General features: G+C 63.3%; 13 protein-coding genes. All 13 read left to right on the top strand.

The genetic code is table 11. The features are described 5' to 3' along the window. Positions 1-2 precede the first annotated feature (2 nt). On the top strand, positions 3-524 hold the full coding sequence (hscB, locus tag AB688_RS23535; protein WP_054892551.1) for a co-chaperone HscB: 522 nt from the start codon (positions 3-5) through the stop codon (positions 522-524). Positions 525-567: 43 nt separating this feature from the next. Beyond that, complete coding sequence (gene hscA / locus AB688_RS23530; RefSeq protein WP_054892552.1) at positions 568-2430, top strand: Fe-S protein assembly chaperone HscA; 1863 nt, start codon at positions 568-570, stop codon at positions 2428-2430. Between the two features lie 3 nt (positions 2431-2433). Beyond that, positions 2434-2775, top strand: a complete 342-nt coding sequence (fdx, locus tag AB688_RS23525) for an ISC system 2Fe-2S type ferredoxin (RefSeq protein ID WP_063546067.1) — start codon at positions 2434-2436, stop codon at positions 2773-2775. A gap of 10 nt (positions 2776-2785) precedes the next feature. After that, a complete protein-coding gene (gene iscX / locus AB688_RS23520) occupies positions 2786-2986 on the top strand; it encodes a Fe-S cluster assembly protein IscX (RefSeq protein ID WP_027920277.1) in 201 nt (66 codons plus the stop codon). Positions 2987-3073: 87 nt separating this feature from the next. Beyond that, entirely contained in the window at positions 3074-3499 is a 426-nt protein-coding gene (ndk, locus tag AB688_RS23515; protein WP_011532343.1) for a nucleoside-diphosphate kinase, read from the top strand. Positions 3500-3527: 28 nt separating this feature from the next. Then, positions 3528-4676 carry a 23S rRNA (adenine(2503)-C(2))-methyltransferase RlmN gene (gene rlmN / locus AB688_RS23510; RefSeq protein WP_063546066.1) on the top strand — a complete coding sequence of 383 codons (1149 nt, stop codon included), beginning with the start codon at positions 3528-3530 and terminating at the stop codon, positions 4674-4676. A 12-nt stretch (positions 4677-4688) separates the two neighbouring features. Continuing rightward, a complete protein-coding gene (gene pilW / locus AB688_RS23505; RefSeq protein ID WP_063546065.1) occupies positions 4689-5450 on the top strand; it encodes a type IV pilus biogenesis/stability protein PilW in 762 nt (253 codons plus the stop codon). Beyond that, positions 5447-6454, top strand: coding sequence for a RodZ domain-containing protein (locus tag AB688_RS23500; RefSeq protein WP_063546064.1), 1008 nt, complete (start codon positions 5447-5449; stop codon positions 6452-6454). The genes pilW and AB688_RS23500 overlap by 4 nt, the downstream gene beginning before the upstream one ends. A gap of 3 nt (positions 6455-6457) precedes the next feature. After that, on the top strand, positions 6458-7567 hold the full coding sequence (gene ispG / locus AB688_RS23495) for a flavodoxin-dependent (E)-4-hydroxy-3-methylbut-2-enyl-diphosphate synthase (RefSeq protein ID WP_054892556.1): 1110 nt from the start codon (positions 6458-6460) through the stop codon (positions 7565-7567). Positions 7568-7591: 24 nt separating this feature from the next. Next, the gene (gene hisS, locus AB688_RS23490) at positions 7592-8878 is read left to right on the top strand and encodes a histidine--tRNA ligase (protein ID WP_054892557.1); all 1287 of its coding nucleotides are present in this window, start codon (positions 7592-7594) and stop codon (positions 8876-8878) included. A 39-nt stretch (positions 8879-8917) separates the two neighbouring features. Then, the gene (locus AB688_RS23485; protein WP_054892558.1) at positions 8918-9559 is read left to right on the top strand and encodes a tetratricopeptide repeat protein; all 642 of its coding nucleotides are present in this window, start codon (positions 8918-8920) and stop codon (positions 9557-9559) included. Between the two features lies 1 nt (position 9560). After that, complete coding sequence (gene bamB, locus AB688_RS23480; protein WP_054892575.1) at positions 9561-10703, top strand: outer membrane protein assembly factor BamB; 1143 nt, start codon at positions 9561-9563, stop codon at positions 10701-10703. A 117-nt stretch (positions 10704-10820) separates the two neighbouring features. Further along, positions 10821-12284 carry a ribosome biogenesis GTPase Der gene (gene der, locus AB688_RS23475; RefSeq protein WP_054892576.1) on the top strand — a complete coding sequence of 488 codons (1464 nt, stop codon included), beginning with the start codon at positions 10821-10823 and terminating at the stop codon, positions 12282-12284. Positions 12285-12355: the final 71 nt, after the last annotated feature.

Here is a 12355-nt window from a genome sequence, read left to right as displayed (position 1 = left end):
ACGTGGGTACTCCTTGCCATTTCGCCCTGTTCGACCTGCAGCCGGGCTTTCGCCTGGACCTCGACAAGCTGGCCACCCGTTATCGTGAGCTGGCCCGCGAGGTCCATCCGGACCGCTTCGCCGACGCCTCCGAGCGTGAGCAGCGTGTCGCCCTGGAAAAGTCCGCAGCACTCAACGACGCCTACCAGACGCTGCGCAGCGCGCCGCGTCGCGCGCGTTATCTGCTGGCCGTCAGCGGTCATGAAGTGCCCCAGGAAGTCACGGTCCACGACCCCGACTTCCTGCTGCAGCAGATGCAGTGGCGCGAAGAACTCGAAGAGCTGCAGGACGAAGCCGACCTCGACGGTGTTGCCGTGTTCAAGAAGCGCCTGAAGGTCGCCCAGGACACGCTCAACGAGGATTTCGCCGCCTGCTGGGATCAAGCTGCCGAGCGCGACAGGGCCGAGCGCCTGATGCGCCGCATGCAGTTTCTCGACAAGCTCGCCCAAGAAGTGCGCCAACTCGAAGAGCGCCTCGACGATTAACCCCGGCGTTGCCCGTGATGACGCCTAAGGTATTCAGATAAGCATGGCCCTACTGCAGATCGCCGAACCCGGTCAGAGCCCCCAGCCGCACCAGCGTCGCCTGGCGGTGGGTATCGACCTGGGTACCACCAACTCTCTCGTCGCTGCGGTGCGCAGCGGTCGCAGCGAGCCCCTGCCCGACGCCCAGGGCAACGTCATCCTGCCGTCCGCAGTGCGCTATTTGCCAGGGCACAGCGACGTTGGCCAGGCGGCTCGTGATGCAGCCGCCAGCGACCCGCTGAACACCGTGCTTTCGGTCAAGCGCCTGATGGGGCGCGGTCTTGCCGACGTCAAGCAGCTGGGCGAGCAACTGCCCTATCGCTTCGTTGGCGGCGAGTCGCACATGCCGTTCATCGACACCGTCCAGGGGCCGAAGAGTCCGGTAGAGGTGTCGGCCGACATTCTCAAGGTCCTGCGTCTGCGCGCCGAGCAAACCCTCGGTGGCGAACTGGTGGGGGCGGTCATCACCGTGCCGGCCTATTTCGACGACGCCCAGCGCCAGGCCACCAAGGACGCGGCGCGTCTGGCTGGCCTGAACGTGCTGCGCCTGCTCAACGAGCCGACCGCTGCCGCCGTGGCCTATGGCCTGGACCAGAACGCCGAAGGCGTGGTGGCGATCTTCGACCTGGGGGGCGGCACTTTCGATATTTCGATCCTGCGCCTGACCGCGGGCGTCTTCGAAGTGCTGGCCACGGGGGGCGACACTGCCCTGGGCGGCGATGACTTCGACCACGCCATTGCCGGCTGGATTATCGAGCAGGCCGGTCTGTCCGCCGATCTCGACCCGGCGACCCAGCGTCAACTGCTGCAGACGGCCTGTGCCGCCAAAGAGGCCTTGACCGACGCCGATACCGTCAGCGTCGCCCATGGCGCCTGGCAGGGCGAGCTCAGCCGTGCCGCCTTCGAAGCCATGATCGAACCCCTGATCGCCCGCAGCCTCAAAGCCTGCCGCCGCGCCGTGCGCGACAGCGGTGTCGAGCTGGAAGAGGTCGGTGCGGTGGTCATGGTCGGTGGCTCGACGCGCGTGCCGCGTGTGCGTGAAGCCGTCGGCACGCTGTTCGGCCGCGCTCCGCTGACCTCGATCGATCCGGACCAGGTCGTCGCTATTGGTGCCGCGATCCAGGCCGACACCCTGGCCGGTAATCGCCGCGAGGGTGGCGAATTGTTACTTCTGGACGTCATCCCGCTGTCGTTGGGTCTTGAGACCATGGGCGGGTTGATGGAGAAGGTGATTCCGCGTAACACCACGATTCCCGTGGCTCGCGCCCAGGAGTTCACCACCTACAAGGATGGCCAGTCGGCCATGATGATTCACGTCCTGCAGGGCGAGCGCGAGCTGATCAGCGACTGTCGTTCGCTGGCCCGCTTCGAGCTGCGCGGCATCCCGGCGATGGTGGCCGGTGCAGCGAAGATCCGCGTGACCTTCCAGGTCGATGCCGACGGCCTGCTCAGCGTCGCGGCCCGCGAACTGGGCTCGGGCGTGGAGTCGAGCATCCAGGTCAAGCCGTCGTACGGTCTGACCGACGGCGAGATCGCTCGTATGCTCAAGGACTCCTTCGAGCACGCAGGCTCCGACAAGCAGGCGCGCCAGTTGCGCGAGCACCAGGTCGATGCCGAGCGGTTGCTCGAAGCGGTGCAGGGCGCCCTGGATGCCGATGGCGAGCGTCTGCTCAGTGCTGACGAGCGCGAGGCCATCGCCTTCCAGATGCAAGAATTGCGTGATTTGCTCAGCGGCACCGATGGCGCTGCCATCGAGCAACAGACCAAGCGTCTGTCGCAGGTGACCGATGCCTTTGCCGCCCGTCGCCTTGATTCGACGGTCAAAGCCGCACTGGCCGGGCGCAACCTGAATGAGATCGAGGAGTAACCGATGCCCCAGGTGATTTTCCTGCCGCATGAGAAGTTCTGCCCGGATGGGCTGGTGGTCGAAGTGGAGCCAGGGACCAACATCCTGGAGCTGGCCCACGAGCACCATATCGAGATGGAAAGCGCCTGCGGTGGCGTGTGTGCCTGCACCACCTGTCACTGCATCGTGCGTGAAGGTTTCGACTCGCTGGAAGAAGCCGACGAGCTGGAAGAAGACATGCTGGACAAGGCCTGGGGCCTGGAAGCGCAGTCTCGCCTGGCGTGCCAGGTGATCGTGGGTGATGAAGACATCACCATCGAGATTCCGAAATACTCGCTCAACCACGCTGCCGAAGCGCCGCACTGAGGTTTTCAGCATGAGCCTGAAATGGATTGATGTACTTGAGATCGCCATCCAGCTTGCGGAAAGCAAGCCGGACGTCGATCCTAAATATGTGAATTTCGTCGATCTGCACCGTTGGGTGCTGGCTTTGCCAGAGTTCAGCGACGATCCGTCACGCGGCGGTGAGAAAGTGCTCGAGGCCATCCAGGCGGCCTGGATCGAAGAAGCCGACTGAGCGTCTCTGCAGGTTAGGCAATCCCCTGGAACCCGCGTATAATTCGCGGGTTTAATTTTTCGCAACACTCAAATTCTGGAGTTTTCCATGGCTGTTCAACGTACTTTCTCCATCATCAAGCCTGACGCAGTTGCCAAGAACGTCATCGGCAAGATCACCACTCGCTTCGAAGAAGCTGGCCTGAAAATCGTCGCTTCGAAAATCAAGCAACTGTCCAAGGCCGAAGCCGAAGGCTTCTACGCCGAGCACAGCGCTCGTGGCTTCTTCGGTGATCTGGTTGCCTTCATGACTTCCGGCCCGGTCGTTGTCCAGGTGCTGGAAGGCGAGAACGCCATCGCTCTGAACCGTGAGCTGATGGGCGCCACCAACCCTAAAGAAGCCGCTCCAGGCACCATCCGTGCCGACTTCGCCGAGTCGATCGACGCCAACGCCGTTCACGGTTCGGACTCCGAAGCCGCTGCAGCTCGCGAAATCGCTTACTTCTTCGCTGCTACCGAGGTAACCACTCGCTAAGCGAAAGCTTACGAGTGAGGGTGAATCCATGACGACATCTACTGGCAAAATCAACCTGTTGGGGCTGACCCTGCCGGAAATGGAACAGTTCTTCGACTCGATCGGGGAGAAGCGCTTCCGTGCCGGTCAGGTGATGAAATGGATTCACCATTTTGGCGTGTCCGACTTTGCGGACATGACCAACGTTGGCAAGGTCTTGCGCGAAAAGCTCAAGGCCGTTGCCGAGATTCGCCCCCCGGAAGTGGTCAGCGAGGACATTTCCGCTGACGGTACCCGTAAATGGGTAGTCCGCGTTGCCTCCGGCAGCTGCGTCGAGACCGTCTACATTCCCACCGACGACCGCGGTACCCTCTGCGTTTCGTCGCAAGCCGGCTGTGCCCTGGACTGCAGTTTCTGCTCCACCGGCAAGCAAGGCTTCAACAGCAACCTCACCGCCGCCGAAGTGATTGGCCAGGTGTGGCTTGCCAACAAATCTTTCGGGACCGTCCCCGCCAAGATCGACCGCGCTATCACCAACGTGGTCATGATGGGCATGGGCGAGCCCTTGCTGAACTTCGACAATGTCATCGCCGCGATGAAGATCATGATGGACGATCTGGGCTATGGCATTTCCAAGCGTCGCGTCACCCTGTCCACCTCGGGTGTCGTGCCGATGATCAACGAGCTGGCCAAGCACATCGACGTGTCGCTGGCGTTGTCGCTGCATGCGCCCAACGACGCGCTGCGCAACCAGTTGGTCCCGATCAACAAGAAGTACCCGCTCAAGATGCTGCTCGAGTCCTGCATGGGCTACATGTCCACGCTCGGTGGCAAGCGGGTGCTCACCATCGAGTACACCTTGCTCAAGGACGTCAACGATCAGCCTGAGCATGCCGCGCAGATGATCGAATTGCTGCGTGACGTGCCGTGCAAGATCAACCTGATTCCGTTCAACCCGTTCCCGCACTCCGGTTACGAGCGCCCCAGCAACAATGCGATCCGTCGCTTCCAGGATCTGCTGCACCACGGCGGCTTCAACGTCACCACCCGCACCACCCGCGGCGAAGATATCGACGCGGCCTGTGGCCAGTTGGTGGGGCAGGTAATGGACCGCACCCGCCGCAGCGAACGCTACATCGCCGTGCGCCAGATCAACGCCGATGGCAGCGAGCTGCAAGACAGCGCTGCGCGCCACTGACGGACTCCGCCGATGACCCTGCGCGCCGCGCTGTCGATCCTGTCGCTTTTGCTGCTGGCCGGCTGCGTGTCCGGCGGTGCAGGTGATCCGCTTTCCAGCCGACAGGGCAGGGCGGAGGCAGGGCGTGCCTACGTGCAGTTGGGCTTGGGGTATTTGCAACAAGGCATGACTGAACAAGCCAAGGCCCCGCTGGCAAGGGCGCTTGCGTTGAACAGCCGTGATGCCGATGCACACGCCGCCCTGGGCCTGGTCTTTCAGGCCCAGGGCGAGCCCGATCTGGCCGATGGCCATTTCCGCGAAGCCTTGTCGCAACGCCCGGATGACACGCGGATTCGCAACAACTACGGCAGTTTCCTATATGCTCAAGGGCATTTTCGCCTGGCAGAGCAGATGTTTCGCCAAGCCGCCGCCGATACCCTGTATCCTGAGCGCTCCCGGGTGTACGAGAACCTTGGCCTGACCGCACTCAAGCAGGGGCGCCGCGAGCAGGCGCACGAATACCTGGACAAGGCCCTGCGGCTCAATCAACGGCAACCACGAGCGCTGCTGGAAATGGCTGAGTTGTCCTACGAAAACAGGCATTATGTGCCGGCCCGGGACTACTACGAACGTTTCAGCCAGCAAGGCGATCATGAAGCCCGCAGTCTGTTGTTGGGCAGCCGCCTCGCCCGAGTCTTCGAAGAGCACGGCACCGCGGCCGAGCTGGGCAAGAAATTACAACGACTTTATCCCGGTACGCCGGAATATCAGCAATACCTGTCGGAGCAACGATGAAAGCCGCGCACCCCGAAGCAGCAGCAGCGATTCAGCAGAATCCCGGTGATGTCTTGCGCCAGGCCCGCGAGAACCGGAACTGGTCGCAGGCCGAGGTCGCCCGTAAGCTGAATCTCACGGTCACTTCGCTGAACAACCTGGAAACCGGCGCCTTCGACAAGCTTCCCGGACACACGTTCGCGCGCGGCTATATCCGCGCCTACGCCAAGCTCATGGACATGGACCAGGCGCCGCTCGTCGAGGCTTTCGACCAGATCACCGGGACTCACGCCAAGGGCAGCGAAGTGCACGCCCTTGGTCGTATCGAGGAGCCGGTGCGCCTGTCGCACAACATTCTGCGTGTCGTCAGCCTGTTGCTGCTGGTGGCTGTGGTCGGTGGCGGCTTCTTCTGGTGGCAGGACCAGAGCAGCCTGCGTGGCAAGGACCTGGCCAAGATCGCCCTGGAGCATGTCGAGGTCGAAAGCGCCGACGGTACCACCCAGATCCACCCGCTCGACGAGCCGGAAGACCAGGCCGTGACTGCTGGCCAGCAGCCTGAAAGCGCGCCACTGCCGCTTGAGCAGGCTCCGACCGAACCCGCCGCCGAGGCGCCTGTGCAGAGCGACCCGGCCACCTCGGCATCAGCCGCCGCTCCAGCCGCTCCGGTTGCCCAGGCTTCTGCCCAGACCCACACGCCGGCCACCACGCCCGCACCGACCGCGCCTGCCACCCACGCCGCACCGACCGCTCCCGCTGCTGCCGAGCCTGCCGTGGTGGCTGCTGGCGATGGCAAGGTCGCCATTCAATTCACCGCCGATTGCTGGACCCAGGTCACCGACGGCAACGGCAAGGTGCTGTTCAGCGCGATCAAGCGCAAGGGTGACAGCCTGGAACTGACCGGCAAGCCGCCGTTCGCGGTCCGCCTGGGCTTTGCCCGCGGCGCTCAGGTCAGCTACAACGGTCAGGCCGTCGATGTCGCCCCGTTCACCAGTGGCGAGACCGCTCGCCTGAAGTTGGGACAGTAAGTCATGCACGGCGAATCTCCGATCAAACGTCGCGAATCCCGCAAAATCTGGGTCGGCAATGTGCCGGTGGGTGGTGATGCACCCATCGCGGTACAGAGCATGACCAACACCGACACCAATGATGTCGCCGCCACCGTTGGGCAGATCCAGCGCCTGGTCGATGCCGGTGTCGACATCGTCCGCGTCTCGGTGCCAGACATGGACGCGGCCGAAGCCTTCGGCAAGATCAAGCAACTGGTCAGCGTGCCATTGGTCGCCGACATCCATTTCGACTACAAGATTGCCCTGCGCGTCGCCGAGCTTGGTGTTGACTGCCTGCGCATCAACCCGGGCAACATCGGCCGTGAAGACCGCGTACGCGCGGTGGTCGATGCCGCTCGCGACCGTGGCATCCCGATTCGCATCGGCGTCAATGCCGGCTCGCTGGAAAAAGACCTGCAGAAGAAGTACGGCGAACCGACCCCGGCTGCGCTGGTCGAGTCGGCGCTGCGCCATGTCGAGCACCTTGACCGCCTCGACTTCCAGGACTTCAAGGTCAGCGTCAAGGCCTCCGACGTGTTCATGGCCGTCGAAGCCTACCGCCTGCTGGCCAGGCAGATCGTGCAGCCGCTGCACCTGGGCATCACCGAAGCCGGTGGTCTGCGCTCGGGGACGGTGAAATCCGCCGTCGGCCTCGGTATGCTGCTCGCCGAAGGCATTGGCGATACCATTCGCATCTCCCTTGCTGCCGATCCGGTCGAGGAAGTGAAGGTCGGCTACGACATCCTCAAGTCGCTGCACCTGCGCTCGCGTGGCATCAACTTCATCGCCTGCCCGAGCTGTTCGCGGCAGAATTTCGATGTGGTCAAGACCATGAACGAGCTTGAAGGGCGCCTGGAAGACCTGCTGGTGCCGCTGGACGTCGCGGTGATCGGCTGCGTGGTCAACGGCCCGGGCGAAGCCAAGGAATCCCACGTCGGCCTGACCGGTGGCACCCCCAACCTGGTGTACATCGATGGCAAGCCGGCGCAGAAGCTGACCAATGACAACCTGGTCGATGAGCTGGAAAAGCTCATCCGCCAGAAAGCGGCCGAGAAGGTCGAGGCCGACGCGGCGCTTATCGCCCGCGGCTGATAGACAGATTCGTAAGGACTTTTCGTGAGCAAATCGCTGCAAGCCATCCGTGGCATGAACGACATCCTGCCCGAGCAGTCGCCCCTGTGGCGCTACTTCGAAGGCACCGTGGCCGGCCTGCTGGACGGCTACGGCTACAGCCAGATCCGCACGCCGATCGTCGAGTTCACCGAGCTGTTCAAGCGCTCGATCGGTGAAGTCACCGATATCGTCGAAAAAGAGATGTATACCTTCCAGGACAACAAGGACTCGCTGACCTTGCGTCCCGAAGGCACTGCCGCCTGTGTGCGTGCTGTGCTCGAGCACGGCATCATCGGCAACGGCCAGGTCCAGAAACTCTGGTATGTCGGCCCGATGTTCCGCCACGAGCGCCCGCAACTGGGGCGCTATCGCCAGTTCCACCAGATCGGCGTCGAGGTATTCAACCTGGCCGGTCCGGACATCGACGCCGAACTGATCATGCTCACCTGGCGCCTCTGGGCGCGCCTGGGTATCCAGGACGCGGTCACGCTCGAGCTCAACAGCCTGGGCACCAGCGAAGCCCGTGCGCGCTATCGCGACGCGCTGGTCGAGTTCCTCAGCGAACGTATCGATCAGCTGGACGACGACAGCAAGCGTCGTTTGCAGAGCAACCCGCTGCGCATCCTCGACAGCAAGAACGAAGGCACCCAGGCCGCCCTGGTGGGCGCTCCGAAGCTCGAAGAGTACCTGGACGAAGAGTCCCGCGTGCACTTCGAGGGCGTGAAGGCCCGCCTGGACGCTGCCGGAATCCCGTTCGTGATCAACACCAAGCTGGTGCGTGGCCTGGACTACTACAGCAAGACCGTGTTCGAGTGGGTGACCGACAAGCTCGGTGCCCAGGGCACTGTCTGCGCTGGTGGCCGCTACGATGGCCTGGTCGAGCAGATGGGCGGCAAGCCGACGGCTGGCGTGGGCTTCGCCATGGGTATCGAGCGCCTGCTGTTGCTGATCGAGACGCTGGGCAAGGTGCCCGAGTCGATCAGCCGCACGCTGGATGTCTATCTGTGCGCCTTCGGCGAGCAGGCGGAGCTGGCGGGCCTGAAGATCAGCGAGCAACTGCGCGATCGCTTGCCGGGCCTGCGCCTGGCGGTCAACGCCGGTGGTGGCAACTTCAAGAACCAGTTCAAGAAGGCCGACAAGAGCGGGGCGCTGTTCGCCCTGATCCTGGGGGACGACGAGCTGGCGCAACAAGTGGTAGGTTTCAAGCCCCTGCGTGGCCAGGGCGAACAACAGAACATTGCCTGGGATGCTCTGGCCGAGCACCTGCAAGCTGCTCTCGCGCAGGCGTGAAGCGGTCAAACAGCCGAATTGCTGAAAAGGAGTATTGGGGTGTCGAGTACCGATGATGATGGCCTGGCCGCAGCCAAGGACTGGTGGAACCGCAACGGCAAGCCGCTGCTGACCGGTGCCCTGCTCGCCGCCGCGGTGGTGATGGGCTGGCAGGCCTGGCACAAGTACCAGAGCAACCAGTCGCAAGGCGCTTCGGCGCTGTACCAGGCGTTGCTGGAAACTACCCTGACGCCTGACGGCAAGCCGGATGCGACCAAGGTCGCCGAATTGTCCGGCAAGCTCAAGAGCGAATTTGGCGGTTCGGCCTATGCCCAGTACGGCAGCCTGTTCGTGGCCAAGGTCGCGGTCGACAGCGGCAAGCTGGACGATGCCGCCGCCGAGCTCAAGAGCGTGATGGACAAACCGGCCGATGCCACCCTCGGCGAGATCGCGCGCCAGCGTCTGGCCCGTGTGCTCGCTGCCCAGGACAAGGCCGAGGAGGCCCTCAAGCTGCTCGACGGTGACGCCGACAAGGCGTTCCTGGCCAGCCGCGAGGAGCTCAAGGGTGACTTGCTGGTCCAGTTGGGCCGTGCCGACGATGCCCACGGTGCGTATGAAAAAGCCAAGGCCGCGCTGTCCGACGACGCCGCGATCGGTGGCCTGCAACTGAAGCTGGATGACCTGGCCAAAGGGGACGCGTGAAGTGACCGGTTGGAAACAAGCAGCAGTGCTCGCCCTGGCCGTGCTGGCCGCGGGTTGCAGCAGCAACAGCAAGAAGGAACTGCCCCCGGCCGAACTGACCAAGTTCACCGAAGAGGTGGTGCTCAAGAAACAGTGGAGCCGTTCGATCGGTGACGGCCAGGGTGACAAGTACAACACCCTGGTGCCGGCCATCGAGAACGACCGCATCTACGCTGCCGACGTCAACGGCAAGGTCTTCGCCCTGAACCGCAGCAACGGTGACGTGGTGTGGAAGAAGGACCTGGAGGTGCCGGTTTCCGGCGCTGTCGGCGTGGGTTACGGCCTGTTGATGATGGGCACTCTGAAGGGTGAAGTCATCGCCCTGGACTCCAGCACCGGTGAAGAGCGCTGGCGCTCGCGCGTCACCAGCGAAGTGCTGGCTCCGCCGGCGACCAACGGTGATGTGGTTGTGGTGCAGACCCAGGACGACCGTCTGATCGGCCTGGACTTCAGCACCGGTGATCGCCGCTGGATCTACGAGAGCTCGCCTGCGGTACTCACTCTTCGTGGTACCGGCGCGCCGATCGTCACCAACCGCCTGGCGGTGGCTGGCCTGTCCACCGGCAAGGTGATTGCGGTCGACACGCAGAACGGCGTGCCGGTGTGGGAAGCCCGCGTGGCCGTGCCGCAAGGCCGTTCCGAGCTGGACCGCGTGGTGGACATCGACGGTGGCTTGCTGCTGTCCGGTGGTACCCTGTACGTCACCAGCTACCAGGGTCGCGTCGCGGGCCTGGATCTGGAAAGCGGCCGTGTACTGTGGCAGCGCGATGCCTCCAGCTACGTCGGTGTCGCCCAGGGCTTTGGCAACGTCTACGTGAGCGAGGCTTCGGGCACCGTCGAGAGCGTCGATGAGCGTTCGTCTTCGGCGCTGTGGACCAACGATTCCATGGCCCGTCGCCAACTGTCGGCACCGGAAGTGTTCTCCAGCTATGTCGCGGTGGGTGACTTCGAGGGTTACCTGCACCTGCTCAGCCAGGTCGATGGTCGCTTCGTCGGCCGTGAGCGTATCGACAGCGATGGCCTGCGCGCCCGTCCCCTGGTGGTCGGCGACACCATCTATGTCTATGGCAACAGCGGCAAGCTCGAGGCACTGACCATCCGCTGAAGCTATGCTTGAGACCGTCATCGGTTTCAGGCTGCGGCGCAGGAAGCGCCGCCCGAACTCCGGCCGCTGCCTTGCAGCGGCCTTTGCATTTTCAAGAATTCACGAATGGAGAGCCGCATGGTTCCCGTAATCGCCCTGGTGGGACGGCCGAACGTCGGCAAATCCACCATGTTCAACCGCCTGACCAAGACCCGCGATGCCATCGTCGGCGACCTGTCGGGCCTGACCCGTGACCGCCAGTACGGCGATGCCAGTTGGCAGGGTCGTTCGTTCATCCTCATCGACACCGGCGGTATCACCGGTGACGAAGTGGGCATGGACGAGAAGATGGCCGAGCAGTCGCTGATGGCCATCGAAGAAGCGGACTATGTGCTGTTCCTGGTCGATGCCCGCGCCGGCATGACCGCCGCTGACCAGATGATCGCCGAGCACCTGCGCAAGCGGAACAAAGAGGCGATCCTGGTCGCCAACAAGATCGACAACATCGATGCCGATGTCGCCCGCGCCGAGTTCTCGCCGCTGGGTATGGGCAACGCCATTCCGGTCGCTGGCTCGCAAGGCCGTGGTATCAATGCGCTGATGGAAGCCGTGCTTGGCCACATCCCGCGCGACCAGGTCGAGGAAGCGCTGGATGCCGAGGTCGCCGAAGGCGAGGAAGCGGTGCGTATCCCCGGCCCGAGCGAGAAGGATGGCATCAAGATCGCCATCATTGGTCGCCCCAACGTCGGCAAGTCCACGCTGGTCAACCGCATGCTCGGTGAAGAGCGCGTGGTGGTCTACGATCAGCCGGGCACCACCCGTGACAGCATCTACATCCCGTTCGAGCGTGATGGCGAGAAGTACACCTTCATCGACACTGCCGGGGTGCGCAAACGCGGCAAGATCCACGAGGAAGTCGAGAAGTTCTCGGTGGTCAAGACGCTGCAGGCGATCAAGGACGCCAACGTGGTGATCTTCGTCATGGACGCGCGCGAGGGTGTGGTCGACCATGACCTGAACCTGCTGGGCTTCGCCCTGGACGCCGGCCGTGCCATCGTCATTGCCCTGAACAAGTGGGACGGCATGGAGCCGGGCGAGCGCGACTACGTGAAGACCGAGCTGGAGCGCCGGCTGTTCTTCGTCGACTTTGCCGATATCCACTTCATCTCCGCTCTGCACGGCACTGGCGTTGGCCACCTGTACAAGTCGGTGCAGGCCGCGTTCAAGTCGGCGGTCACCCGCTGGCCGACCAGCCGCCTGACCCAGATCCTCGAAGATGCGATCAGCGAGCACCAGCCGCCGCTGGTCAATGGTCGTCGGATCAAGCTGCGCTATGCCCACCTCGGTGGCGCCAACCCGCCGCTGATCGTGATTCACGGTAACCAGACCGACAAGATCCCGCGTTCCTATTCGCGTTACCTGGAAAACACCTACCGCCGTGTGCTGAAGCTGGTCGGTACGCCGATCCGCATCGAGTACAAGGGCGGCGAAAACCCCTACGAGGGCAACAAGAACACCCTCACCGATCGCCAGGTCAACAAGAAGCGTCGCTTGATGTCGCACCACAAGAAGGCTGAGAAGAAGCGCAAAGACAAGCGCTGATTCTCGCGTCTGCTTCTTCGCGGGCAAGCCCGCTCCCACTGGGTAACGCACAGGCATTGAGATCTGTGAGC

This window comes from Pseudomonas putida, from assembly GCF_001636055.1.
GTDB classification, from domain to species: domain Bacteria; phylum Pseudomonadota; class Gammaproteobacteria; order Pseudomonadales; family Pseudomonadaceae; genus Aquipseudomonas; species Aquipseudomonas machongensis.
The sequence above is the reverse complement of the archived record's forward strand: the minus strand, read 5'-3'. Positions and strand labels throughout refer to the sequence as shown.